Annotated in this window: 24 protein-coding genes and 1 tRNA gene; 3 read left to right on the forward strand and 22 right to left on the reverse strand. The window is 56.4% G+C overall.

Going from position 1 to position 24624, the window contains the following annotated elements; translation table 11 throughout:
* Positions 1-8: 8 nt before the first annotated feature.
* From gpmI to ABD796_RS09090, 5 genes are all read right to left on the reverse strand, one after another.
* Complete coding sequence (gene gpmI, locus ABD796_RS09070; RefSeq protein ID WP_344906162.1) at positions 9-1562, reverse strand: 2,3-bisphosphoglycerate-independent phosphoglycerate mutase; 1554 nt, start codon at positions 1560-1562, stop codon at positions 9-11.
* A 1-nt stretch (position 1563) separates the two neighbouring features.
* Positions 1564-2316, reverse strand: a complete 753-nt coding sequence (tpiA, locus tag ABD796_RS09075) for a triose-phosphate isomerase (RefSeq protein WP_344906165.1) — start codon at positions 2314-2316, stop codon at positions 1564-1566.
* A gap of 73 nt (positions 2317-2389) precedes the next feature.
* Positions 2390-3571 (reverse strand): phosphoglycerate kinase, encoded by a 1182-nt coding sequence (locus ABD796_RS09080; RefSeq protein WP_344906168.1) that lies wholly within the window; start codon positions 3569-3571, stop codon positions 2390-2392.
* Between the two features lie 124 nt (positions 3572-3695).
* Positions 3696-4700 carry a type I glyceraldehyde-3-phosphate dehydrogenase gene (gene gap / locus ABD796_RS09085; RefSeq protein WP_344906171.1) on the reverse strand — a complete coding sequence of 335 codons (1005 nt, stop codon included), beginning with the start codon at positions 4698-4700 and terminating at the stop codon, positions 3696-3698.
* Positions 4701-4802: 102 nt separating this feature from the next.
* Positions 4803-5825: a sugar-binding transcriptional regulator gene (locus ABD796_RS09090; protein ID WP_344906174.1), complete on the reverse strand. Its 1023-nt coding sequence runs from the start codon at positions 5823-5825 to the stop codon at positions 4803-4805.
* 313 nt (positions 5826-6138) lie between these two features.
* Between ABD796_RS09090 and ABD796_RS09095 the strand changes: the two genes are divergently transcribed.
* The 3 genes from ABD796_RS09095 (at position 6139) to clpP (ending at position 7474) form a co-directional block, all read left to right on the forward strand.
* Positions 6139-6501 carry a DUF4870 domain-containing protein gene (locus tag ABD796_RS09095; RefSeq protein WP_344906177.1) on the forward strand — a complete coding sequence of 121 codons (363 nt, stop codon included), beginning with the start codon at positions 6139-6141 and terminating at the stop codon, positions 6499-6501.
* Between the two features lie 130 nt (positions 6502-6631).
* Positions 6632-6703, forward strand: a tRNA-Arg gene (locus ABD796_RS09100).
* Positions 6704-6892: 189 nt separating this feature from the next.
* The gene (gene clpP / locus ABD796_RS09105; protein WP_344906180.1) at positions 6893-7474 is read left to right on the forward strand and encodes an ATP-dependent Clp endopeptidase proteolytic subunit ClpP; all 582 of its coding nucleotides are present in this window, start codon (positions 6893-6895) and stop codon (positions 7472-7474) included.
* Between the two features lie 73 nt (positions 7475-7547).
* On the opposite strand, the gene ABD796_RS09110 is transcribed toward clpP, so the two are convergent.
* The 17 genes from ABD796_RS09110 to ABD796_RS09190 form a co-directional block, all read right to left on the reverse strand.
* Positions 7548-9317, reverse strand: coding sequence for a stalk domain-containing protein (locus ABD796_RS09110; RefSeq protein WP_344906183.1), 1770 nt, complete (start codon positions 9315-9317; stop codon positions 7548-7550).
* A 177-nt stretch (positions 9318-9494) separates the two neighbouring features.
* Entirely contained in the window at positions 9495-9764 is a 270-nt protein-coding gene (locus ABD796_RS09115) for an HPr family phosphocarrier protein (protein WP_110842828.1), read from the reverse strand.
* Between the two features lie 111 nt (positions 9765-9875).
* Entirely contained in the window at positions 9876-10805 is a 930-nt protein-coding gene (gene whiA, locus ABD796_RS09120) for a DNA-binding protein WhiA (protein ID WP_344906194.1), read from the reverse strand.
* A 6-nt stretch (positions 10806-10811) separates the two neighbouring features.
* Positions 10812-11798 carry a gluconeogenesis factor YvcK family protein gene (locus ABD796_RS09125; protein ID WP_344906197.1) on the reverse strand — a complete coding sequence of 329 codons (987 nt, stop codon included), beginning with the start codon at positions 11796-11798 and terminating at the stop codon, positions 10812-10814.
* Positions 11795-12697, reverse strand: coding sequence for an RNase adapter RapZ (gene rapZ, locus ABD796_RS09130; protein ID WP_344906200.1), 903 nt, complete (start codon positions 12695-12697; stop codon positions 11795-11797). The genes ABD796_RS09125 and rapZ overlap by 4 nt, the downstream gene beginning before the upstream one ends.
* An 82-nt stretch (positions 12698-12779) precedes the next feature.
* Positions 12780-13727: an ROK family glucokinase gene (locus tag ABD796_RS09135; protein ID WP_344906203.1), complete on the reverse strand. Its 948-nt coding sequence runs from the start codon at positions 13725-13727 to the stop codon at positions 12780-12782.
* 213 nt (positions 13728-13940) lie between these two features.
* Positions 13941-14888 carry a thioredoxin-disulfide reductase gene (gene trxB / locus ABD796_RS09140; RefSeq protein ID WP_344906206.1) on the reverse strand — a complete coding sequence of 316 codons (948 nt, stop codon included), beginning with the start codon at positions 14886-14888 and terminating at the stop codon, positions 13941-13943.
* Between the two features lie 44 nt (positions 14889-14932).
* Positions 14933-16675: a tetratricopeptide repeat protein gene (locus tag ABD796_RS09145; protein ID WP_344906209.1), complete on the reverse strand. Its 1743-nt coding sequence runs from the start codon at positions 16673-16675 to the stop codon at positions 14933-14935.
* A 133-nt stretch (positions 16676-16808) separates the two neighbouring features.
* The gene (locus tag ABD796_RS09150; protein ID WP_344906212.1) at positions 16809-17759 is read right to left on the reverse strand and encodes a ribose-phosphate diphosphokinase; all 951 of its coding nucleotides are present in this window, start codon (positions 17757-17759) and stop codon (positions 16809-16811) included.
* A gap of 242 nt (positions 17760-18001) precedes the next feature.
* Positions 18002-18697, reverse strand: a complete 696-nt coding sequence (hisIE, locus tag ABD796_RS09155; RefSeq protein ID WP_344906215.1) for a bifunctional phosphoribosyl-AMP cyclohydrolase/phosphoribosyl-ATP diphosphatase HisIE — start codon at positions 18695-18697, stop codon at positions 18002-18004.
* Positions 18694-19452 carry an imidazole glycerol phosphate synthase subunit HisF gene (hisF, locus tag ABD796_RS09160; protein ID WP_344906218.1) on the reverse strand — a complete coding sequence of 253 codons (759 nt, stop codon included), beginning with the start codon at positions 19450-19452 and terminating at the stop codon, positions 18694-18696. The genes hisIE and hisF overlap by 4 nt, the downstream gene beginning before the upstream one ends.
* A 46-nt stretch (positions 19453-19498) precedes the next feature.
* The gene (hisH, locus tag ABD796_RS09165; protein ID WP_344906221.1) at positions 19499-20116 is read right to left on the reverse strand and encodes an imidazole glycerol phosphate synthase subunit HisH; all 618 of its coding nucleotides are present in this window, start codon (positions 20114-20116) and stop codon (positions 19499-19501) included.
* 3 nt (positions 20117-20119) lie between these two features.
* Complete coding sequence (hisB, locus tag ABD796_RS09170; protein WP_344906224.1) at positions 20120-20728, reverse strand: imidazoleglycerol-phosphate dehydratase HisB; 609 nt, start codon at positions 20726-20728, stop codon at positions 20120-20122.
* Entirely contained in the window at positions 20725-22017 is a 1293-nt protein-coding gene (gene hisD, locus ABD796_RS09175) for a histidinol dehydrogenase (RefSeq protein WP_344906227.1), read from the reverse strand. Before hisD ends, hisB begins: the two co-directional genes overlap by 4 nt.
* A 19-nt stretch (positions 22018-22036) precedes the next feature.
* Positions 22037-22675: an ATP phosphoribosyltransferase gene (hisG, locus tag ABD796_RS09180; protein WP_344906229.1), complete on the reverse strand. Its 639-nt coding sequence runs from the start codon at positions 22673-22675 to the stop codon at positions 22037-22039.
* 30 nt (positions 22676-22705) lie between these two features.
* Entirely contained in the window at positions 22706-23911 is a 1206-nt protein-coding gene (locus ABD796_RS09185) for an ATP phosphoribosyltransferase regulatory subunit (RefSeq protein ID WP_344906232.1), read from the reverse strand.
* Between the two features lie 214 nt (positions 23912-24125).
* On the reverse strand, positions 24126-24623 hold the full coding sequence (locus ABD796_RS09190) for an acyltransferase (protein ID WP_344906235.1): 498 nt from the start codon (positions 24621-24623) through the stop codon (positions 24126-24128).
* Position 24624 lies beyond the last annotated feature (1 nt).

Raw genomic sequence — 24624 nt, forward strand, 5'->3', positions numbered from 1 at the left:
GGATAAATTCAAGCTTTATGGGTGGTCGGAACGATCATCGTGGTACCCGTCATCTCCGCCGGCTTCGCCAGCTGCACCAGGTCCAAGATCGTCGGCGCAATATCCGCCAGTATGCCGTCGTCCCTTAGTGTAACAGATTTATCCGTCACAATGAAAGGTACTGGGTTGGTCGTATGCGCGGTAAACGGCCGGCCGTTCTCGTCGAACACCATGTCCGCATTGCCATGGTCTGCCGTGATCAGCGCAACGCCGCCCTTGGCGAGCACCGCCTCGACAACTTGCCCCATACATTCGTCGGTCACTTCGACCGCGCGGATTGTCGGCTCCAGCATGCCGGAGTGACCGACCATGTCCGGATTGGCGAAGTTGAGGATGATGACGTCCTGGTTCTCCGCTTCGATCTCCTTCACCGCCGCCGCAGCGACCTCGTAGGCGCTCATCTCCGGCTGCAGGTCGTACGTCGCCACCTTCGGCGAAGGGATGAGGATGCGCGTTTCCCCCGGAAGCTCTACATCGCGACCCCCGCTGAAGAAAAACGTGACGTGCGGGTATTTCTCCGTCTCGGCAATACGCAATTGCTTCAGGTTGTTCTGAACGAGCACTTCGCCGAGCGTGTTATCGAGATTCTTCGGTTTATACGCAACAAAGCCGCCTACGGTTTCGCTAAACAAGGTCAGGCAAACGAAATACAGCTGCTGCGGGTAGTTAGGCCCCCGGTCGAAGCCGCGGAAATCCTCGTTCGTGAACACTTGGGACAGCTGAATCGCCCGGTCCGGACGGAAGTTGAAAAATACGACCGCGTCTCCCGATTCGACGAGCCCGACCGGCTGGCCTTGTCCGTCCACAATAACCGTCGGCATGACGAATTCGTCGAATACCGATTTCTCGTACGATTCCGTCACAGCTTGGATTGCATCGGTATATTGAGGACCTTCTCCATACACCATCGCCCGGTAAGACTTTTCCGTACGTTCCCACCGCTTGTCGCGGTCCATGGCGTAGTAGCGGCCTTGAACGGTGGCGATCCGGCCGACGCCGATCCGATCGATATGCGCTTGCAGCCGCTCGATATATCCTTTGGCGCTATCCGGGGAAACATCCCGCCCGTCGAGGAAAGCATGGACCAATACGTCGGTCAGCCCTTCCTTTTTGGCCAAATCCAGTAGAGCGAGCAGATGATCGATATGACTGTGCACGCCTCCGTCGGAAAGAAGCCCGTACAGGTGCAGCTTCTTCCCGTTTGTCTTGGCGTGACGGACAGCCCCGAGCAGCGTCTCGTTGTCGTAAAAGTCGCCGTCGCGAATCGACTTGGTGATGCGGGTCAAATCCTGGTACACGGTCCGGCCCGCTCCGATGTTCAAATGCCCGACCTCGGAGTTGCCCATCTGCCCTTCCGGAAGACCGACGGCCTCGCCGCAAGCGACCAGCGTCGTATGCGGGTATTCCGCCATATACCGGTCATAATTCGGTTTCTTCGCCTGCGCTACGGCGTTGCCGCTCGTCTCTCCGCGCAAGCCGAAGCCGTCCATAATAATTAACGCTACCGGTTTTGGTCTGGACATATTAACGCGCCCCCTGAACGAGCTCGATGTAGGAGGCCGCCTCCAGGCTCGCGCCGCCGACAAGCGCTCCGTCGATGTCCGATTGCTGCATGAACTCGCGAATATTGTTCGGCTTCACGCTGCCGCCGTATTGAATGCGCACCTTGGCAGCCGTGTCGGAACCGAATTGCGCAGCGATACGCTCGCGGATGAAGCCGATTACTTCGTTCGCATCGTCGGCCGTCGACGTCTTGCCCGTTCCGATCGCCCAGATCGGCTCATAAGCGACGACAACCTGAGCCGCCTGCTCCTCGCTCAAGCCTTGCAAAGCCGCTTCCGTCTGTACGCGGCATACGTCCTTCGTCTTGCCGGCTTCGCGCTCTTCGAGCGTCTCGCCTACGCAGACGATCGGCAGCAGGCCATGCTTGAAAGCCGCATGTACTTTTTTGTTGACCGTCTCGTCCGTATCGGCGAAATAAGCGCGACGCTCGGAGTGGCCGATGATGACATAGTGGACGCCGAGGTCTTTCAACATAACTCCGCTGATCTCGCCGGTGAACGCGCCGTTGTCTTCCCAGTGCAGGTTTTGCGCCCCGACCTTCAATGTCGTGCCGCTGACCGCTTCTACCAATGCGGGCAAATTCGTATACGGCGCGCAAATGACGCTTTCTACGCCGTCTACTTCCGCTTTCCCTTTGACCGCCTCGATAAAGGCGACCGCTTCCTTAACGGTCTTAAACATTTTCCAGTTGCCTGCGATAATCGGTGTTCTCATTGTGCCATCACGGCTCCTTCCGGGGATCTATGCGGTATGCCGCGCCATAAGCGCCGGCATGCCTTCGTATGTTCTATCTATCGTTCAAGGCGACGACGCCCGGAAGCGCCTTCCCTTCCATGAATTCCAGCGAAGCTCCGCCGCCCGTGGAAATATGGTCCATGCGGTCGGCCAGATGGAACTTCTCGGCTGCCGCCGCCGAATCGCCGCCGCCGATTACCGTATAGCCTTCCGTACCGGCGCAAGCTTCGGCGACCGCTTTCGTTCCGTTCAAGTAAGGGTCCAGCTCGAACACGCCCATCGGACCGTTCCAGACGACCAGCTTCGATTTGGCGATGACGTCGGCATACAGTTCGCGCGTCTTCGGCCCGATGTCGAAGCCTTCCCAATCGGCCGGAATCTCGTTGATCGGCACGATCTTCGTATTGGCATCGTTGCTGAACGCGTCGCCCACGACGATGTCGACCGGCAGCAGCAGGTTGCAGCCTTTTTCCTTCGCTTTTTTCAGAAACGAGAGCGTCAAGTCCAGCTTGTCGTTATCGACGAGCGACTTGCCGATTTCGTAGCCTTGGGCTTTCAAGAACGTGTACGAAAGTCCGCCGCCGATCAACAGGTTGTCCGCCAGATTGATCAGGTTTTCGATAACGGCGATCTTGTCCTTCACCTTGGAGCCGCCGACGATAGCCGTGAACGGGCGTTCCGGGCTGTGGAGCGCCTTGCCGAGCACGTCCAGCTCTTTCTCCATCAACAGGCCCGATACGGCCGGAAGATGATGCGCGATGCCTTCCGTCGAAGCGTGGGCACGGTGAGCGGCGCCAAAGGCGTCATTCACGTACAGATCGGCAAGCTCGGCGAACGCTTGGGCCAGCTCCGGATCGTTTTTCTCCTCGCCCTCGTAAAAGCGCACGTTTTCCAGCAGCAGCACGTCGCCGTCATTCAGCTTGGCGATTTGCGCCTTGACGGCGTCGCCGATCGCTTCGTCGGCTTTGACGACCGGCCGGCCGAGCAGCTCGGACAGACGGGCCGCGGCGGGGGTCAGTCTCAGCTCCTCGACGACTTGTCCTTTCGGACGGCCGAGATGGCTCGCCAAAATGACCTTGGCGCCTCTTTCGGTCAGGTAGCGGATCGTCGGCAGCGTCTCGCGGATACGCGTATCGTCGGTAATATGGCCGTTTTCCAGCGGTACGTTGAAATCGACGCGGACAAACACTTTCTTGCCGGATACTTCCACGTCTCGAACGCTTTTCTTGTTCATGGGAATCGCCTCCTGAAAATAAGCATAACCTAATTCAACTGAAACCAAAAGTTTCCGAACACGTTCGCCGGTTTACACAGGGAAAGAGGAGAATCGCTTCTCCCCTTCCTTCTCTGCTATGGAATTACAGACCTTTGCTGGCGATGAAGGCGGCCAGGTCGACTACGCGGTTGGAATAGCCCCATTCGTTGTCATACCAAGATACGACCTTCACCATGTTGTCGCCTACGACCATCGTCGACAGCGCGTCGATCGTGGAGGAAGCCGGATCGCCGTTGAAATCGCTCGAAACGAGCGGCTCTTCGGTGTAAACCAGAACGCCCTTCAAAGCGCCGTCAGCCGCTTCTTTCAAAGCCGCGTTCACTTCGTCGACTGTAACGTTTACTTTCAGCTCGGCAACGAGGTCGGTCACGGATACGTTCGGAGTCGGTACGCGGAACGACATGCCGTTCAATTTGCCCTTCAGCTCAGGCAGCACGAGGGATACGGCTTTCGCAGCGCCCGTCGTCGAAGGAATGATGTTCTCTGCGGCAGCGCGAGCGCGGCGCAGGTCTTTATGCGGCAGATCGAGCACTTGCTGGTCGTTCGTGTACGAGTGGATCGTGCTCATCATGCCTTTGACGATTCCGAACTTGTCGTTCAGCACTTTCGCGAAAGGAGCCAGGCAGTTCGTCGTACAAGAAGCGTTGGAGATAATCGTATGCTTGGCAGGATCGTATTGGTCGTCGTTTACGCCGATAACGATCGTGATGTCTTCGTTCGTAGCCGGAGCGGAGATAATAACCTTCTTCGCGCCGCCCTTCAAGTGAGCTTCAGCCTTTTCCTTGGCCGTGAAAATCCCGGTGGATTCCACCACGATCTCTACGCCTACGGATGCCCAAGGCAGGTTGCCCGGATCGCGCTCGGCGAATACTTTGATTTCTTTGCCGTTCACGTAAAGCGCGCCTTCGCCGGCTTCTACCGTTGCGTTCAAACGGCCGTGCGTCGTGTCGTACTTCAACAGGTGAGCCAGCGTGTTGACGTCCGTCAAATCGTTGATCGCGACGATCTCGACACTCTCATTGTTGAGCGCTGCGCGGAATACGTTGCGGCCAATCCGTCCAAATCCGTTAATCCCTACTTTTACCATGAGTAATTCCTCCTTGAGCCTATGTGGTCTTTTCTTTATGTCAAGACAAGCCCGGGAGCCCGTCAAGATAACATTGCGATGTCATTTGTTCGTTTGCTTAGCTTATATATAATGCATCAGCTCGACGGCAGCCGCCTCGTCGGTGACGAGCACATCGTCGTGGCCGAAATGCATGACCGCGGCGATCGCCTCTCCTTTGCTTTTGCCTCCGGCGACGGCTATGACGACCTCGGACGCCTGGATATCCTCCAGCCTGAGGCCTACCGTCGGCATTTTGTGGACGACTTTTCCCTGCTTGTCAAAATAGTAACCGAACGCCTCGGCCAACGCGCCCTCCGCGACCAGCTCGCCGATCGTCTGCGGATCGGACTTCCGCCGGCGTGCCATCACCAGCGCATCCCCGATGCCGTGTACGACGACTCGGGCACTGCGAATGACTTCAACGATTTCCAGTATGTTCGGATCTTGCATGAGAGATACATAGGCTTCCTCGCCCAGATGATCGGGCACATGCAGCAGCCGGTATTCGCCGCCGGTTTTTTTGGCCATGATGGAGGCGATCGAATTGGCTTGCAGCTCCACGCTTTCTCCCCAACCTCCGCGCGCCGGAACGAACAGATTGCCCTTCATATGGGCCGAAGGGGTTAAGAAATTCGCTACCTCGGCAAGCGTCGATCCGCCCGCTACGGCGACCACATCGTCCTTGGAGGCGTATTTGCGCAGTTCCGCGGCGCCTACGCGTCCCAGCTCTTTCTTCGCAAGCTCGGACTGGTCGCTGTCGCCTGGCACGATAATGACCTGTCGCAGCCCGAAACGCTCCCTCAGCGTATCCTCGAGATAAGACAAGCCAAGCAGCTCCTTGACGATCGGTTCCATATCCTCAAGCAGCTTGCGCCCGGAATCGCTCAGCTTCATGCCGGACGATTCGGTAATAAGCAGGCCCTGCTCCTTGAGAAAATCGACCTCCGCCCGCAGCACGCGTTCGGTCAGCTCCAGATGAGTCGCCAGCGCCCGGCGGCCGACTACGCCTGTAGAAGAAATATGGTGCAGAATCGTATATCTCTTCTTTAACACGTCGGTCAAATCCGGAAGCAGTCGCTTCTGGATATCCAATATTTGTCTCATGATTACGGACACCCCCGCACATGGGTACTGCGGCTGCAACTTCGGGACGATTTATGTCCCTCATATGCATTTTCGGTCCCGCAAGCTCAATTTTATTATATGCATCTTTCCCCGGAAATGCAAGCGAGCAGAGCCTTTTTTACGCAAAATCAATACTTGCCATGCAGCGCCCCTAGCCGATACAATGAAGCTGAGAGAAGCGTATCATCGTCGCCGATGGTCCTGCCGCTCGTTCCTTCGCCAAGCGGGGACGGACGGTTTTAGAGCCTATTACACCCAAGCCGCTTCGGTTAAACACGAGGAGGATGTTCCTATGGAGCCGGAAAAAGATCGCCCCGACGGAATACGCGAAACGGTTCGCACCGAGCAGGCGGACCCCGCCGATGTCGAGAAAAACCGGACGATCGCTATCGTCGCTTATATTTTGTTCTTCGTTCCACTGCTGGCCGCCAAAGACTCCCGCTTTGCCATGTATCACGCCAATCAAGGCTTGCTGCTGCTGATTCTGGCAATGGCCGTAAACGTCATCGGCAGTTTTATTCCGTTTCTGGGCTGGTTCCTCATCGTGCCGCTCGGCAACATCGCCGTATTCGTGCTGTTCATTATCGGCGTGATCAACGCCGCGAACGGACGCATGCAACAGTTGCCCCTGATCGGACAGTTTAAGATTTTGTAGACGCGGTTCAGACGCATGTTGAGCTTTGCAGCATCGGCGAATGTCGCTCCAAAAAAACTACTTGCAATTTGTCTGGGGTTTGTATATAATCAACTTTGCGTCTGAAAACAGCTTAGACCTAACCAAACATGCGCTCGTGGTCCAATGGATATGACGTAGGCCTCCGAAGCCTGAGATCAAGGTTCGATTCCTTGCGAGCGCGTATATCCAAGACCCGACAGAAACGTCCTGATTGCGGACGTTTTTTTGTTTTCTTTTCCCATCGAATTGTTATTTGACCTTTATTGACCTTTGTTTCGTTTTGCGCTATGATGATGATAAGTTTTTCGCCTACTACGCATTGCGTTCTAGCGTAGACTCATTCGCAACATTTAAAGGAGGCTTTTCGTCCATGAGTTTCATTCCAATGGTTGTCGAACAGGACGCTCGCGGCGAGCGCGGGTACGATATTTATTCCCGTCTGCTGAAGGATCGCATCATATTTCTCGGAACGCCGGTGAATGACGCGGTTGCTAATGCCATCATCGCGCAATTGCTGTTCTTGACGGCTCAAGATCCGGATAAGGACATCAGCCTCTACATCAATAGCCCCGGCGGCTCGATTACGGCCGGCATGGCGATTTTCGATACGATGCAATTCATCAAGCCCGACGTCTCCACGATCTGCGTCGGCATGGCCGCCTCCATGGGCGCCTTCCTGCTGGCCGCAGGCGCGAAGGGCAAGCGTTACGCGCTGCCGAACAGCGAAGTGATGATCCACCAGCCGCTCGGCGGCGCCGAAGGGCAAGCGAGCGACATCGAGATCCGCGCGAAGCGCATCATCAAACTGCGCGAGAAGCTGAACGGCATTCTGGCCGAACGCAGCGGTCAGCCGCTTGAGCGTATCGACAAAGACACCGACCGCGACTATTTCATGAGTGCGGAAGAAGCGGTGCAATACGGCTTGATCGATAAAGTCGTTTCCAAAATATAAGATTTCGCCTGAAAAATAAAAGGCTTGGAGCTCTTTTGGGGCTCCAAGCCTTTATTTGCGTTTTTGCAAAAGATCAGTCCAAGGGATAGAAGATCAGATTCATCGGAAATGCCGATCCGGCCGGCGGCGTAAACTCGATATCGAGCGACGGCTCGTTGCCGGTCGTACGCGCCAATATTTGCACCGTCTCGAACGCCGTAATGACCCCGGAAGGCGGAGCCAGCACGAACTCCCCGTTAATTTTGAGCGGTCCCTTGAACGGGCCTCCGCGGGCCTGGAGCAGGATCGCCATTTTGCGTGGCTTATCCGAATGAATCTTGTACACTACTCCGTAATTGCCGTCATCGTATACCGTCATCTGCTGACGCGTTGGATCAACGCCGGCCTGCCAGACGTCATACTCGTTGTCGCCGAAAATCAATCGCGTCGACTTCGTAAACGAGCTCGCATCGATATCCCAGCGCTTCTCCGTCACATCGAATGTGCCGCGGATATGCTGGTCGTTCGGAAGCATTTTGTACAAGAGCGGGTACGTGGAGATCGGCGATTCGATGACCGCATCCATCGCCATGAAGGAGAACTCGATGATTCCGTCGGTTTCCACGTCATAAATGACATTGACCCCTTGCCCCGGAAGGAAATCCGGCATCTGTACATACACCCGGGATTGGCCCGGAGGGATGACCAGTTCCTCGGCGTGCGGCTCTTGGAGCAAAAACTCGACGGACGCTTCATGCCCGATCAGATTGGCGTATATGGACGGATACACCTCGCCCTTATTGGTCGTCTTGATCGTAACCGGCTTCGTGCCCGGGTTGGTTGCCATAATGACGAACTGCACCGTCTCGTCCATGCCGTTCATATGGTCGGCATACAGTCGCGCTTTGCCGTTGACTTTATCCGCATACAGAATGCCCTTCGCATCGAACGTCTCCGGACTGTCGCTGACCAGCAGCTTGCGATCGCGCTTCTCAGTCACGCGCTTCTCGAACGCCGGCAAATCGTTGAAATAAGCGTATACTTCCGTCCAATTCGTCTTGATCAGCGACTGAAGCGGGTACGTGTGCAGTTTGAAATCCATCGGCGACTTATACATGACGTCGTTCGCCACTTCGACATAACGCGTATATTTGTCGCTGACAAGACCGTGCCCGTCCTTCACCTTGAGTGTGACGAGATGCTTGCCCGCCGTGAAGAACGCTTCCTCCTTGCCGTCCCACTCGTAGACTAACCCCTCGGCGTCGGGGCTGTAGCTTAGATCGATATATTGCACCGGTTCGCCGATCTTGTATGTAGGCTTGCCGAACGTAAACCGGGCGATCGGCCGCGATTTGCCTTGCTCGTTGACGCGGGAAGGCGGCCTCTTCACATAAGTGATTTCCAGCCTCTTCTGCTCGGCGTTAAACGTATATTTCGCCCCAAAAAAATCGAACAGCCAGCTTTCTTTCACCATCAGCTTATCGTTGAACAGCCGGGCGACCGTATCGAACACGATATAGACGCCGTTGATGTACACCGCCTTGTTGTCGGAATCGACTTCGATCTTCGCCCGCGGCGTACCGATTTCCACCCGTTTCGTCTTCGCATTGTACTTTACGTCGATGCCCATCTTGTCACCGAGATATTTGATCGGGACGAACCGATCCTTGCCATCCTTCAGCACCCCGGGCGTTTCCAAGGTTTCCTTCTTCCCGTCTACGTAGGCAGTCGGCTCGTCCAGACTTAGCCAGATATCCATCGTGCTGGTTGACACCCCAGCCCCCCATGCGGGCACAACCGTCGCGAGCATCAGGGCGCACAGCAGCGCCAGCCCGACCCATCTCCTTGCTTTCCTTCCAGTCACCGTTCTCTCTCCACTCTTTCTAATGAAAGTCTGTCTTTCCTTAAGGTTAGACGCCGCGTTCGACAAAAGGTTGCATCAAATACGCCCTGTGCAGCACAAAAAAGCTTCCTCGTTGAATAAGGAAGCTTTCTTTCGCGGATAACGCTTAATCGCAAGCCTGGCGGTCGAAACGAGCCGTTACTGGTTCTCCAGCTCTTCTTTGCCAACCAAAGCGACTAAAGCGGTTACAGCCTGTTCTGCGTCCGAACCTTCTGCACTAATGTGAACTTCCGTACCGGAGCTGATCGCCAGGCTCATAATGCCCATAATACTTTTGGCGTTCACTTTCTTATCGTCCTTCTCGACGAAAATCTCTGAGGAAAACTTATTCGCTTCCTGCACGAACAAAGCCGCAGGTCTTGCATGCAAGCCCGTTCTCAGTCTTACGACTGCTGGACGTCTGGTCATCAAACGGATACCCCCTACCTTATGGTCAACGTTCAGGTCAAATCGTTATTTACATATTATATCATTTATCAAGCGTCAGATAAAGAAGAGGAGCAGGCAAATTCCGAACATTCAAGAATTTCTCATTTTCTCCGCCAAATCATCCAGCTTGCGAAGCCGGTGATTGACACCCGACTTGCTCACATTGCCCTTCAGCAGCTCCCCGACTTCCTTCAAGTTCATGTCCGGGTGCAGCAGGCGAACCTCCGCGACCTCGCGCAGCTTTTCCGGCAACTGCTCGAGTCCGACTTCTTTTTGCAAAAACCGAATGTTATCGATTTGTCTGACTGCCGCCCCGATCGTTTTGTTCAGATTGGCCGTCTCGCAGTTGACGATCCGGTTCACCGAGTTGCGCATATCTTTCATGATGCGCACGTCCTCGAACCGCAGCAGCGCCTGATGCGCCCCGATCAAGTTCAAGAACTGAATGATCTTCTCGCCTTCCTTCATGTAGAAGACATAACCTTTCTTGCGTTCGATGCAGCGGGCGTTCAATTGGAAGCGGTTGGCCAGTTGGCATAGAGCGTGACAATGCTCCTCATACATCGAAGCGATCTCCAGATGATACGACGAACCTTCGGGATTGTTAACCGAGCCTCCGGCCATGAAAGCTCCCCGCAGGTACGCCCGCTTGCAGCAGTTGCCGCGTACGATTCGCTTGTCGATGCCCGGCGTGAACTGAAACCCTTCCGAGACGATATGCAGATTTTCCAGAACCTCTTGTACCTTATTCGGCACGCGCACGATGTAGACGTTGTTTTTCTTCAACCTCATCTTCTTGCGAACGAGCAGTTCCGTGTGCAGATCGTAGTTTTTCTTAATCAGCATATAGATGCGTCGGGCGATGGCCGCATTCTCGGTGGAAATATCGAGCACGATGCGCTGGCTCGTCAGTTGAACGGCACCGTTCATCCGGATTAACGCCGCCAACTCCGCCTTTTCGCAGCATCCTTCGCCTTCCACCATCGTTAGCTCTTTCTTCGTCTGCGCCGCAAACGACATCCCCTGTCACCTCTTTCGGCCCATCCAGTTGTCCACCAATTGGAAAATATGATGGCTCAACCTTTCCGCGTCGTGACGCAAGTATGTCCGGAATAACACCAGCCGGTCCGCGATTACCTTGTACCCGAGCCGGTTTACCTCATCGAGGTCCAGGTGAACCGCTTTAGCCCCTTGCTCGGCATACTTGCTTTGTACTTGCGGCGGAATTTCTCCATTGTTGACGATAATATAATCAAACATATGATGACCAATATGCTCATAAATAGCCTGCAAATGATCGCTTACCGTGAAATCGTCGGTCTCGCCCGGCTGGGTCATGACGTTGCAGACAAACAGCTTGATCGCCGCGGAGTTCGTAATCGTCTCGGCCAGCTTGGGCACGAGCAGGTTCGGTAAAATGCTCGTATACAGGCTTCCAGGCCCTACCAGAATCGCATCGGCTTCGCGAATCGCCTCGACCGCTTCCTCCAGCGGGCTGACGTCGGCAGGCTCGATGAACACCCGCTTGATTTTACCGCCGGCTTTCGGAATGTTCGACTCGCCCTCCACGATCGTACCGTCGTTCATGACGGCTTTCAGGATAATCTGGTGGTCGCTCGCGGGCAGCACCCGCCCCCGGACGGCAAGCACCCGGCTCAACGCCTTGACGCCCGTCACGAAATCGCCCGTAATATCCTTCATCGCCGCCAGAATCAAATTGCCCAAACTATGTCCGGCAAGACCGGTACCGCTCGAGAAACGATGCTGCAGCATTTGCGAGAGCAACGGCTCGACGTCGGCCAGCGCAATGAGGACATTGCGGATATCGCCCGGCGGAGGAATTTGCAGCTCGGAGCGAAGCACCCCGGAGCTTCCGCCGTCGTCGGCTACCGTGACGATCGCCGTAATATCGAGCGGCTTCTCCTTCAGTCCGCGCAGCATAACCGACAGGCCGGTACCGCCCCCGATGACGACGATGCGGGGCAGGCTTTCTTCTACCTTCTCGGCGCTCATCGGCTGACCTCGGGGCGTCGATCGCGTTCGGCGTCCCGATGGCTGACGCGCACAGTCTCCGTCTCGCTATTACCCAATATTTTGCCCAAATACTCGGCAATGGCGACCGAACGATGCTTGCCGCCCGTACAGCCGATGCCGACCACGACCTGACTCTTGCCTTCCTTGGCGTACTGCGGAATCAAAAATTGCAGCATGTCGGTCAGCTTTGTCAAAAATTCCTGGGTCTCGCTCCACTTCATAACGTAATCGTACACATCCGGGTCGAGCCCCGTATTCGGCCGCAACTGCTCCACATAGTGCGGATTCGGCAAAAATCGCACGTCGAATATTAAATCGGCGTCGATCGGAATGCCATACTTGAAACCGAACGAGATGACGTTAACCGAAATACTGCCCTTGCCGATGCTCGTAAACCGGGCTACGATCCGTTCCTTCAGTTCGGCCGGCTTCAGGCTGCTCGTATCGATCACCTGCGTGGCCATCCCTTTAAGCTCCTCTAGCAGCTTGCGCTCCAGATGAATTCCTTCGAGAGGCAATCCTTCGGGAGCGAGCGGATGCCGCCGCCGGCTTTCCTTATACCGCTGCACGAGCGTCGAGTCGGTCGCGTCCAGAAACAAGATTTCGTACGTTAATGTGTAGTTTTCCTTAATCGTGCGAAGCGATTCAGACAGCGAGGTAAAAAATTCGCGACCGCGCAAATCGATAACGAGCGCGACCTTCCCGATTCTTCCCTTCGATTGATCGATCAGCTCCGCAAACTTCGGAATGAGCACGGGAGGCAAATTGTCTACGCAAAAAAAGCCAAGATCCTCCAAGCTCTGTACGGCTATCGTCTTGCCCGCACCCGACATTCCGGTTATGATGACAAGCCGCGCCACATTCGAGCCGTCCTCCATGCGCGTTCCCTCCCATCGCTTGAGACTGCCCGCCCTGCCGGTCGTTTCCTGTTAACCCAGCAACTACTTCATTTTATGACGACTATTGCAAATTTAAACCGGCGGCTCCAACCACTCCGGCATCGTTTCCCAGCTTGGCGGGTACGATGTCGACGCCCTGGGTGAACGCGTCCGGCACATTGTGCGCATATACTTTGCGGATTTCATCGAATAAAATATCCCCGGCGCGCGATACGCCGCCGCCGATAACGAAACGCTGCGGGTTGAGCACAACCGCAACGGCTGCCATCGCTTTGGCCAAATAATAAGCCGCCCGCTTGACGATGCGGATTGCCACCTCGTCGCCGTCCTTGGCCGCGTCGAATACGTCCTTCGCGGAAATTTTCTCGTTCAGCGACAACGTCGTCGCTTCCCCGCGCTGCACCGCATCTTTGGCCATCCGAACGATTCCGGTGGCGGAGGAGACGGTTTCCACGCAGCCCAACTGCCCGCAGCCGCACTGGATAGCTTCCAGATCGGGTACGACCTTGATGTGGCCAAGCTCCCCGGCCATGCCGCGGAAGCCTTGATAAATACGGCCGTCGATAATAATGCCGCCGCCCACTCCGGTTCCGAGCGTCAGGGCGACCAGATGCTTCAAGCCCGCGCCGGCTCCGCTCCATGCTTCGCCGAGAGCGGCTACATTGGCGTCATTGTCGATCGCGATCGGCAAGCCAAGGCGGGATTCGAGTTCCTTCTTCACGGCGACATTCTCCCAGCCCAAATTCGGAGCGAAGAGCACCACGCCTTCAGCCAGATCGAGGAACCCGGCAATTCCGGCCCCAACGCCTGCAACTTGCTCCCACTGGTAAGCGGAATCGGACACGATTTGTCTCACGTACTGCGCGATGCGGTCGAGCACCGCCTCCGCTCCATCCTCAGTCCCTGTCGGACCCTCATACGTATGCAGCAGACTGCCTTGCTCATCGCAAATACCCACTTTAACGCTGGTACCGCCCAAATCTACGCCGATATAAATCTTCTCCGACATTCCTTCATGTCACCTCAACCGATAATGTATTCTACTGTACCCACTATAAGCCAACCTCCCGGTCAGGTCAAGTGACGAAAGCTTCTGCAAAATCGCGCCACAATGCGGTCCGGAAAGGGGTAAAAGCGGAACGAAACTTCAATAAAACTTCACAAATGCCAGAGTAAAAAGGAAAAGGAGAACACGAGGTTCTCCTTCGTCCCGTCGCCACGATTACAGCGAAACGCTCCAGTCGTGAACGGAGTGTCCTTCCAGAAACTTCTCGCAATCGAGCGCCGCCATACAACCGCTGCCGGCTGCCGTTATCGCTTGGCGATACTTATGGTCCTGGACGTCGCCGCAGGCGAACACGCCAGGTATATTCGTTTCGGACGTTCCCGGATTGACGACCAGATAACCAAGCTCGTCGGTCTTCAATTGACCTTTCAAGAAGCCGGTATTCGGCGTATGGCCGATCGCCACGAAAATGCCGTTCGTTTCGATAATCTCTTCTTGGCCGGTTTCCCCGTCGCGCACTTTCAGCCCTGTAACGCCTTTCTCTCCGGCGACGACGCCGATCGGGGCTTTGTTCAGGCTCCAAGTGATCTTCGGATTCTCGCGAGCGCGGTCCTGCATAATTTTGGAGGCACGCAGCTCGCCGCGCCGATGGACGACCCGGACTTCGGTAGCGAAGCGAGTCAGGAAGTTCGCTTCCTCCATCGCCGAATCACCGCCGCCGACAACGATAATTTTCTTGTTGCGGAAGAAAAATCCGTCGCAGGTCGCGCATGTGCTTACGCCGCGTCCGATATTATCCTTTTCGTTCTCGATGCCGAGCAGTTTGGCGGAGGCGCCCGTAGAAATAATGAGCGATTCGGCGACCAGCTCTTCGCCGCCTTCGATCTTCAGCTTGAACGGACGCTGCGACATGTCGACTTCGTTGACCCAGCCCGTACGGAACTGCGCGCCGAAGCGCTCCGCCTGCTTGCGCATATTGTCCATCAGCTCCGGACCCATGATCCCATCGGGAAAGCCCGGGAAATTTTCCACTTCCGTCGTTGTCGTCAATTGGCCGCCCGGCTCCGGTCCTTCGATCACAAGCGGATTGAGATTGGCGCGGGCTAAATAAATAGCGGCAGTGAGGCCTGCAGGGCCGGTACCGATTACGATCGTCTTGTACATGTTGTTCTCTCCTCCTTAGCCTTCCTGTCTGTTATAGGTTAACCTCAAAGCGGCTCCGAATTAGCCAGCTTGGGAAAAATGGCGTCCATCTTTTCTTTCAGGCCGCAAGCGCGGTCGATGCATTTGACGTGCTTGCTGACCGTGGTGACCGATATGCCGTAGCGGACGGAAACCTCATGGTACGAGATAGCGCGCCTATGCATTTTAGCGGTCAAATACTCGAGCGCCGCCGCCCAGCCTTCGACTTTGCCGATCTTCGGCACGTCCGGATAGACGCGGGTCAAATATTCCACCCACAACGTTTCGAGATCGTGCTGCTGGATCATGTCGTATCGTTTATCCATTTTACGAAGAGCGGTATCCATAACCTGCTGCCACTCTTCTTTCCATACGGGTAAATTCGGCGACCACGGCGACGACGCCAGCGGCGTCTCCCGGCCGTCAAGATTGACGAAAATCGGCTCCTTCGCCCGCATGTTGCGCAGCACGAAGATCGCCACCTTTTTCAAATACTCGTCTTCCTCCGGATCGAGCAGAAATTCGCGAAGCGCATCCTCCACTTCGCTGTCCGCTATAATACCGAACGCCTGGATTACCTGAAGCTTCGTCTCCACATCCCCATGCCGCAGCGCCCAGAAAAACGAGGAACGCACGAGCGGGTCCCGCCTCATATGATCGGGAATGCCGTCCGCCGCCGTCTCCAGCACGCGGAACTGCTCCTCGAACGGCAAATGATAATGGTAGCCGAGAGGCTTCTTGCCGCCATTGGCCGCTTCCTTCATCTGTTCCATGTAATAACGGGGAATGTCTGTGCCCGGATCAAGCTTCTCTACCGTTCGCCACAGCTTCTCCGCCTCGGCGTATTTGCCGATATTGCATGCCGCCACCGCGGTGTAGTGGTAAAGGCTGGGATCGAGCCCCGATTCGCCGGTTTTCAGCAAACGGCGGAACAGACGGTAAGCCGCCTCGTGCTCCGACAAAATGCCCATCGTCGTCGCCAGCTTAAATACGTGATCGTAATGCATCGGATACGTCTTGCGCAGACTTACCAGCAGTTCGTCCAGCTGTTCCTGGTCGCCGTTGTGCTGGTGAAAAATCGCGAGATTGCACAAGGCGTGCAGGTTGCCCGGCTCCAGCTCCAGCACTTGGCTGATCGCCGCCAGCGCTTTGTCGAATAAGCCCATATAGTAGTAGGCGAGCGCCAAATTGTTGCGGGCCGCCAGAAAGTCGGGAGACTTCTTGACCAGCTTCTCCAAAATGCGCACCGCTTCGGAAAATTTACCTTCCTCCAGAAGCGTTCTCGCCTTATCGTGCTCGAACATGCCTTCTCGGCTCTTGATCGAAGTCAGCTTGGTCGGGCGCTCCAGCTCGTAGCCGAGCAGCTCCATCATTTCCTCCGACTCCTCCAGGAAATGGCCGTTCGGATCGTGTTCCAAATAGTAAACGAGCGCTTCTTCCGCCGCCTCATAGTTTTCCATATTGGCGTAATTGTTAGCCATATAGAAATAACATTCGGTCATGGACGGATCGATTTGCTCGACGATTTGCTGTAAGATGCGGTTGGATTCTTCGTAGTCACCGGTTTCCGACAGGACGCCGGCCAGGTTGCAATGGTTAACCGGATTGTCCGGCTCGAACTCTACAGCCCGGCGGAAATATTTCAGCGCCTTGTCGTACCGGTTCCGATCCAATGAATGGACGGCTCTCTCGAAAAAGAACGTGGCATCCATCTGGACCGTGATGACGTTACGCTTCTTCGTCGTGGCCACATGCTTTTTCTTTGCCATACTTCAGGCACCTCCGGCAACTATACTTATCACAGAGTATAACACACATCGCCCGGATTACCTATACTGCTTTCAGGCAATGGGGCGATGTGCGGACGCCGGAAATTCTGACTTTGAAGCCCGGCGATATTCGTTACACGCCGCCGTATTTGAACAGCGTGCTGATCGATCCTCCGTCGTTAATGATGCGGATCGCATCGGAGAACAAGTGGGCAAGCGACAGTACCTTGAACCGGCTCGGATGTCCTTCCGGCAAAGCGATCGAGTCGGTGATGATGACTTCCTGAATGTTCGGATGGTCGAGACGTTCCAGTGCCGGTCCGGAGAAGACCGGGTGGGTCGCACAGACGAAGCTGTCCGTTGCGCCGCGTTCCTTCAACCCTTCGACGACCTTAACGATCGTTGTGCCGGTGTCGATCATGTCTTCGATAATGATCGGGGTGCGGCCCTCCACGTCGCCGATGACGTGCGTGATGGTCGCTTCGTTATGGGCATGGCGCTTTTTGATCATGATCGCGAACGGCGCGTTCAGGATATTCGCCAAGTTTTCAGCCGTCGTGGCTCGTCCGGCATCCGGCGATACGACGACAGGGTTCGGAATTTTTTTGTTGCGGATATAGTCGCTGATCAAATCAAGCGCGGTCAGATGGTCGACCGGTATATTATAGAAGCCCTGTATGGCAGGTGCATGGAGATCGATGGTCAATACACGGTGTGCGCCGGCGGTCGTCAACACATCGGCGACAAGCTTGGCGGAAATCGGTTCGCGCGGTGCAGCCTTGCGTTCTTGCCTGGAGTAACCATAGTACGGGATGACGAGGTTGATCGTTCTGGCCGAAGCCCGCTTGGCCGCATCGATCATGACGAGTAGCTCGACGAAATGATCGTTGATCGGATGCGAGAACGTCTGCACCAGAAAGACGTCGCAATTTCGAATCGATTCCTCGTACAGACAGTACACTTCGCCGCTTTTGAAACGCGACAGCTTGATTTGTCCGAGCGGAATTCCCAACTCGGCGCAAATGCGCTCCGCCAGCATCGGATTGGACGATCCGGAAAACACTTTACAATTGTCCTTGTACATGGTTACCTCCTAAAATGGATAAAGCCTTTCAGCATCATTCAACAAAACTTCGCAACTCTCGACACCGCTTGCCAAGCAGTCACCCCTATTATACTCCGTCGGCCTGTTTTTTCAAAAGGATTCAGTACCGGTTTTCATCAATTCGTCACAAGTTCGCATCCCGCACCCGATCAGTCGATGCGAAAAAGCCCACCGGCGCTCGTCTGTCGAGACACGGTGGGATGCAATCCGCAGATTGCCGCTCAATCGCTTATAGCATACTCGCTTTTGGGCTTCAGGTGACGACGCGCCAGTTCGCCGGTAATATCGTCGAGCGAAAGCCCCTGCTCGCGCAGCAGAACCATCAGGTGAAAGATCAGATCGCTCGCTTCGTAACGAAGCTCCTCGGGGCTGCGGTTTTTGGCGGCAATAATGACCTCTCCCGCTTCCTCCCCGATCTTCTTCAAAATTTTGTCGAGCCCCTTCTCGAACAAGTACGTCGTGTACGCTCCTTCCGGGCGTTCCGCATCGCGCTTGGCGATCAGGCTCTCCAGCTTGTCGAGCATGGCGAAGCGGCCTTCCGCAGATGCGGCTTCCCCGGAGTCGGCCTGAGACGCAGCGGTCCCCGCCTCGTTGAAGAAGCAGCTGTACTTGCCGGTATGGCACGCCGGTCCGGTTTGTTGAACGAGCACCAGAAGCGTATCGCCATCGCAATCGTAGCGCAGCGAGCGCACCTTCTGCAGGTGGCCGCTCGTCGCCCCTTTGTGCCACAGCTCCGAGCGGGAGCGGCTCCAGAACCACGTTTCGCCGGATTCGAGCGTCAACCGCAACGATTCCCGGTTCATGTAGGCGAGCATGAGCACTTCTTTGCTGACCGCATCCTGCACGATGGCCGGCACAAGCCCTTGTTCGTCCCATTTGACCGCTTCCGCGACCGATTCGAACGTTTGTTCGCTCATCGGATCTCCACCCCTTTGCTCTTCAAATCCTGCTTCACATCATCGATCGTCATTTCCTTATAGTGGAAAATGGTCGCTGCCAGGCCGGCATCGGCTTTTCCTTGCGTAAAGACATCGTAAAAGTGCGCTTTGGTCCCCGCACCGCCGGAGGCGATGACCGGTATGCTCAGACTTTCCGAAACGGCCCGCGTCAGCTTCAGATCGAAGCCGTCCTTCGTGCCGTCGGCATCCATGCTCGTGAGCAAAATTTCCCCGGCGCCCAAAGCCTCGACCTGCTGCGCCCATTCAAGCGCCTTGATGCCCGTCGGATTGCGTCCGCCGTGCGTATACACTTCCCATTCGTCCCAATCCTCATTATACTTGGCGTCAATCGCCACCACGATGCATTGAGAGCCGAATTTGGCCGCTCCGTCGGCTACGAGCCGCGGGTTTTTGACGGCTGCGGTATTGATGCCGATCTTGTCCGCACCGGCGCGCAGCAGCCGCTTCATATCGTCGACGCTGGAGATCCCTCCGCCCACGGTGAACGGAATCGTAATCTCGCCTGCCGTCTTCTTCACGACTTCAACCATCGTCGCTCGTCCTTCGACCGAGGCCGATATATCCAGAAAAACAAGCTCGTCCGCGCCTTCTCGGTCGTACACCGCCGCGAGCTCGACCGGATCTCCGGCGTCGCGGAGATTGACGAAATTAACGCCCTTCACGACGCGGCCGTCCTTGACGTCCAGACAAGGAATAATCCGTTTGGCTAACATGTTGGTCCCCCTTTCGCCATCTCAACCCGCTTGGACCGGCCGTATGTTATACCGAAGCCGGCTTGCGGCAAAGTCCGAGGAAACGCTCGAGCAGCTTCATGCCCAGCTCGCCGCTTTTCTCCGGGTGAAATTGCATGCCGTACACGTTGCCTCGAGCGACAACGGCGGTTACGGCCTGATAATAATCGGTCGTCGCCAGCAAATCGGACGTCTGCTCGGGAATCGCATGGTAGGAGTGGACGAAGTACACATAGCCTTCCTCGAGCCCGTCCAGCAGCGCAGACGGCTGACGGAACGACAGCCGGTTCCAGCCCATATGCGGCACCTTGTAAGGCCCGCGGAAGCGGATGACTTTGCCTGGCAGCAGAGCAAGCCCGGCATGCTTGCCGTGCTCCTCGCTTTCCGCGAACAGCAGCTGCATGCCAAGACAGATGCCCAGCAGCGGCTTGCCGCTCGCCGCATACGCCAGGACGACGTCCCCGAGCCCGGTTTCGCGAAGATGCGCCATCGCATCCCCGAAAGCTCCGACGCCCGGCAGAATCGCTCCGTCGGCGGCCAGAATGTCGTCCGGATTGGCGGTTACGACCGCCTCGTAGCCGAGCCGTTCCACCGCCTTGCTGACGCTATGCAAGTTCCCCATGCCGTAATCGATAATAGCGATCACGCGTCAGAGCACTCCTTTCGTGGAAGGGACGCCCTGCACGCGCGGGTCGATTGTGGTCGCCTCGTCCAGCGCCCGGCCGAGCGCTTTGAATATCGCCTCTACCATATGGTGCGTGTTGCGTCCGTAATGCACGATGACATGCAGCGTAATCCGCGCCTCCAGCGCAAACTTCCACAGAAACTCGTGGACCAATTCGGTCGTGAAGCTGCCCACCTGAGCGGAAGGGAACTCCGCGCGGAATTCGAGGTGCGGGCGGTTGCTGATGTCGATCGCTACCTGGGCCAACGCCTCGTCCATCGGCACGAATACGTTGGCGTACCGCTTGATGCCGCGTTTGTCGCCAAGCGCCTCGCGCAGCGCCTGGCCGAGACAGATGCCGATATCTTCCGTCGTATGGTGATCGTCGATCTCGATGTCCCCGTCGGCATCGATCTTCAGATCGAATTGGCCGTGCTTCGTAAACAGATCTAGCATATGGTTCATAAAATGCACGTCGGTCGCAATTTCCGATACGCCCGTGCCGTCTACGTTCAGCGAAAGCTTGATATTCGTTTCATTCGTTTTCCGTTCGATAGAGGCCGTACGGACCGGCCGGTTCGTCAATTCGCTCATGGTCGCTTCCCTTCCTTCTCCAATCTTACCTGGACCGCTCTAGCATGAGCTTCCAGCCCTTCGTGCCTGGCGAGCGTCATAATATGTTCGCCGTCGCGCAGCAGCGCTTCCTTGCTATAATGAATGACGCTCGACTTTTTCAGAAAATCGTCGACGTTAAGCGGCGACGAGAACCGCGCCGTCCCGTTCGTCGGCAGAATGTGGTTGGGTCCGGCGAAATAGTCGCCTACCGGCTCGGTACTATATGGGCCTACGAAAATCGCGCCCGCATTCTCGATCCGCCCCAGCCAGCCGAACGGCTCCTCTACTAGCAGTTCCAGATGCTCCGGCGCAAGCCGGTTCGAGGTCTCCACCGCTTCGGCGTCGTTCTCGGCCAGCAGAATCGCTCCGCGATCGCGGATGGACTGCTCGGCGATCGCCCGGCGCGGCAGCGTCTCCAGCTGCCGCTCCACCTCCGAGCGCACCGCTTCGGCCAACTGCCGCGACGTTGTAACGAGAATCGCCGAAGCCATCTCGTCGTGCTCGGCCTGCGACAGCAGATCGGCGGCAATATAGACCGGATCGGCGCTATCGTCGGCAAGCACGAGTATTTCGCTCGGGCCGGCTATGCTGTCGATATCAACCACGCCGTACACATACCGTTTGGCCAACGCGACGTAGATGTTGCCGGGGCCGACGATTTTGTCGACAGGCGGAATCGACTCCGTACCGTAGGCCAGAGCGGCCACCGCCTGCGCTCCCCCGATCCGGTACATCTCGCGGATACCCGCTTCCGCGGCGGCAACAAGAATATACGGATCGATGCCCTCCTTGCCGCCGGTCGATGCCGGAGTCACCATGACAATCTCCGGCACTCCCGCCACTTGGGCCGGTATGGCATTCATGAGCACCGAGCTCGGGTAAGCCGCCTTGCCTCCCGGTACGTACAACCCGACCCGGCGCAGCGGACGAATTACTTGCCCGACCATTGTGCCGTCCGGCTGCACATCCATCCACGTGTTGCGCCTCTGCCTCTCGTGGAAACCGCGGATGTTCGCCGCCGCTCTTCGCAGCGCCTCGATAAACTTCGGCTCCACCCGCTCGTAAGCGGCATGGATCTCCTGTTCGGTCACTCGAAGCTGTTCGGCCTGGAGTTCCGCCTTGTCGAATTGAGCGGTATACCGCAGCAAAGCGGCATCGCCCTCGGTCCGCACGCCTTCGAGAATATCGTGTACCGCCTTGTTTTGCTCGGGCGTGCCGTATTCCACTTCACGCGCCAGCTTGAATTCGTTCGCTTTTATAATCCGCATACGTCCCGCCGCCTCCCGTTCATCGCGCCGCAGCCGCGTTTATGGCCGTCTGCAGCCGATCGCACAGCTGCTGGACGGCGCCGCTCTTCATCCGGTAGCTGGCCCGGTTGGCGATCAGCCGGCTTGTAATGTCGGCAATTTTCTCCAGCTCGGCCAGCCCGTTCTCGCGTATCGTGTTGCCCGTCTCCACCAAGTCGACGATGCGGTCGGCCAGCCCGATCAACGGGGCAAGCTCGACGTTGCCGTTCAGCTTGATCACCTCGACCTGCTGACCCTTTTCCCGAAAATATTGCGAGGCTACGTTCGGAAACTTGCTCGCCACGCGCGGGCCCGGAACCGGCTTCCAGTCGGGAAGCCCGATTACGGAAAACCGGCAGCGGGCGATGCCTAGGTCAAGCAGTTCGTATACGTTCCGGTTTTCTTCCATCATCACGTCTTTGCCGGCAATCCCGATGTCCGCCACGCCGTATTCCACATAAGTCGGCACGTCGGCGGGCTTGGCGACGATAAATTCCATGCCCATTTCCGGAGCGGGAATAATAAATTTACGCGAATCGTCCAGATCCTCAGGCAACGATAGGCCCGCTTCCTGGAACAACCGGTGGATATGCTTGACGATTCTGCCCTTCGGAATCGCAACTTTCAACAGCTCTTGCATCGCACTCTTCCTCTCTGCCGCCTGAACCGGTCAGGCAAACTCGATCACTTCGTCATATTCCGCAGCTCCGGCCTGGCCGTCTGCCCGTTCCGAAACATTGCGTCCGGAAGACGCCGCCGGATCCGAGGCATCCATGCGAATGGTCTCCACGATGACCCGCTCGCGCTGACGGAGTTGCTGAGCGCAAGCCAATGCTTCCCCGATCTTGCCCGGCGCATAGCGGACGAGTACCCGGTAAGGCGCATCGGTCCGGTCCAGGTTGGCCACTTCCAGAATCCGGTTCGTCTTCAGCGCGAAGCCGGTAGCCGCGGCCGGACGGTCGAATTGCGCCAGCAAATTATCGTAGCGTCCCCCGCTGCATACCGGAAAGCCGAGATCGGCCGCATAGCCTTCGAACGTCATGCCGGTATAATACGTAAAATCTCCGACCATCGTCAGATCGACCAGCACATGATCGCTCACCCCGTATGCATGCAGCACGTCCCACACCTGACATAGATGCCCGATCGCTTCCTTGGCGCCCCGATCGCGTGACAACTCCTTCGCCTGCTCGCAGATTTCTTGACCGCCGCGCAGACGCAATATCGCCTCCAGCTCCTCGCGCACCGCTTCCGGAAGCTCGTAGCGGCGAAGCAGGTCGTGATAACCGACGTAATCGTGCTGCAGCAGTCTTTCCTTGAGCGCTTCCTGCTGTTCCGGCCGATCCGGCAGCGCCTCCTGGAGCAGTCCGTTCAGAAACCCTACATGCCCGAGAGCGATTTTAAAATGACCGATGCCGGCCGCCTTCAAACAAGCGATCGCGAGCGCCACCATCTCCGCATCCGCATCGGCCGACGAGTCCCCGACCAGCTCCGCGCCGGTTTGGAAAAACTCCGCCTCTCTCCCGGCTTCGTCCTCGAAAGCGCGGAATACGTTGGCATGATAAGACAAACGAAGCGGGAACGAATGGTCCTTGAGCAGGGAGGCGACAACGCGGGCAATCGGAGCCGTCACGTCCGCGCGCAGCACGACCGTAGTGCCTTTCTTATCCAGCAGCTTGAATAGCTTGCGATCCGACGTGGTGCTTGCCACGCCGACTGTATCGTAATATTCGAGGGTGGGCGTAATGATTTGCCGGTATCCCCATTTTTGCATGCATTCCAGTACGTTCGTTTCGATTTGCCGCAGCTTGGCGACCGTTTCCGGCAAGTAATCTTTGACGCCGGGCGGTTTTTCAAACACTTTCGGTTTCGACATAAGGCACCTCGTTTCCCAAACACTTCAATGTATTAAAGCGACACCATGCTACCATGCTACCTAAATAAAGAATATATTGTGTAAGTTTATCATGCCGCTTCCGAATCGTCAATTGCCGTATTGGGCTTACTTGAAAAAAGAAAACCGTCTCCTGACAGGAGACGGGACGCTTGTACGCGACAGGCCAGCCGGCTTCGCAACCCGAATTCGCCGCTTAATCAGTCTCTCTCTCGACCCGGCGGATCACCTGAAGCGGGTTGCCTGCGACGAAGCTCCCCGCCTCCACATCGCGGTGAACGACCGACCCGGCTGCTACAATCGCATTGTCGCCAATCGTTACGCCGGGCAGGATCGTCGTGTTCGCTCCGATCATCACATTGGAACCAATGTGCACATGACCGAGCCGGTACTCACGAATCAAATATTCGTGAGCAAGTATAGTCGTATTATAACCGATAATCGAATTGCTTCCGATATGGATCCGTTCGGGGAAAAACACATCCACCATAACCATTAGCGCAAACGCGGTATTGTCGCCGACCTTCATCCCCAGCACGTTGCGGTATACCCAGTTTTTCAACGGCAGCGACGGACAATAGCGCGTAAACTGGATAAATACGAAATTTCGCACTGACTTCCATTTGCTGACCGTCTTGTAAATTTGCCAGAGCGCATTCGCCCCTTCGACCGGGTACCGTTCCGTTCGTCTCACT

Source organism: Paenibacillus hodogayensis, from assembly GCF_039536325.1.
Taxonomy (GTDB): domain Bacteria; phylum Bacillota; class Bacilli; order Paenibacillales; family NBRC-103111; genus Paenibacillus_AB; species Paenibacillus_AB hodogayensis.

Excerpts from the sequence above, each read along its gene's own strand:
- hisD (WP_344906227.1), bottom strand. The coding sequence starts at position 22,017 with ATGCGGATTATAAAAGCGAACGAATTCAAGCTGGCGCGTGAAGTGGAA.
- hisIE (WP_344906215.1), bottom strand. The coding sequence starts at position 18,697 with ATGAGCGAACAAACGTTCGAATCGGTCGCGGAAGCGGTCAAATGGGAC.
- ABD796_RS09095 (WP_344906177.1), top strand. The coding sequence starts at position 6,139 with ATGGAGCCGGAAAAAGATCGCCCCGACGGAATACGCGAAACGGTTCGC.
- gap (WP_344906171.1), bottom strand. The coding sequence starts at position 4,700 with ATGGTAAAAGTAGGGATTAACGGATTTGGACGGATTGGCCGCAACGTA.
- ABD796_RS09090 (WP_344906174.1), bottom strand. The coding sequence starts at position 5,825 with ATGAGACAAATATTGGATATCCAGAAGCGACTGCTTCCGGATTTGACC.
- ABD796_RS09150 (WP_344906212.1), bottom strand. The coding sequence starts at position 17,759 with ATGTACAAGGACAATTGTAAAGTGTTTTCCGGATCGTCCAATCCGATG.
- hisG (WP_344906229.1), bottom strand. The coding sequence starts at position 22,675 with ATGCAAGAGCTGTTGAAAGTTGCGATTCCGAAGGGCAGAATCGTCAAG.
- hisB (WP_344906224.1), bottom strand. The coding sequence starts at position 20,728 with ATGAGCGAATTGACGAACCGGCCGGTCCGTACGGCCTCTATCGAACGG.
- hisF (WP_344906218.1), bottom strand. The coding sequence starts at position 19,452 with ATGTTAGCCAAACGGATTATTCCTTGTCTGGACGTCAAGGACGGCCGC.
- ABD796_RS09115 (WP_110842828.1), bottom strand. The coding sequence starts at position 9,764 with ATGACCAGACGTCCAGCAGTCGTAAGACTGAGAACGGGCTTGCATGCA.
- ABD796_RS09125 (WP_344906197.1), bottom strand. The coding sequence starts at position 11,798 with ATGAGCGCCGAGAAGGTAGAAGAAAGCCTGCCCCGCATCGTCGTCATC.
- gpmI (WP_344906162.1), bottom strand. The coding sequence starts at position 1,562 with ATGTCCAGACCAAAACCGGTAGCGTTAATTATTATGGACGGCTTCGGC.
- rapZ (WP_344906200.1), bottom strand. The coding sequence starts at position 12,697 with ATGGAGGACGGCTCGAATGTGGCGCGGCTTGTCATCATAACCGGAATG.
- ABD796_RS09185 (WP_344906232.1), bottom strand. The coding sequence starts at position 23,911 with ATGTCGAAACCGAAAGTGTTTGAAAAACCGCCCGGCGTCAAAGATTAC.
- clpP (WP_344906180.1), top strand. The coding sequence starts at position 6,893 with ATGAGTTTCATTCCAATGGTTGTCGAACAGGACGCTCGCGGCGAGCGC.
- tpiA (WP_344906165.1), bottom strand. The coding sequence starts at position 2,316 with ATGAGAACACCGATTATCGCAGGCAACTGGAAAATGTTTAAGACCGTT.
- whiA (WP_344906194.1), bottom strand. The coding sequence starts at position 10,805 with ATGTCGTTTGCGGCGCAGACGAAGAAAGAGCTAACGATGGTGGAAGGC.
- ABD796_RS09145 (WP_344906209.1), bottom strand. The coding sequence starts at position 16,675 with ATGGCAAAGAAAAAGCATGTGGCCACGACGAAGAAGCGTAACGTCATC.
- ABD796_RS09080 (WP_344906168.1), bottom strand. The coding sequence starts at position 3,571 with ATGAACAAGAAAAGCGTTCGAGACGTGGAAGTATCCGGCAAGAAAGTG.
- trxB (WP_344906206.1), bottom strand. The coding sequence starts at position 14,888 with ATGTACAAGACGATCGTAATCGGTACCGGCCCTGCAGGCCTCACTGCC.
- ABD796_RS09135 (WP_344906203.1), bottom strand. The coding sequence starts at position 13,727 with ATGTCGGAGAAGATTTATATCGGCGTAGATTTGGGCGGTACCAGCGTT.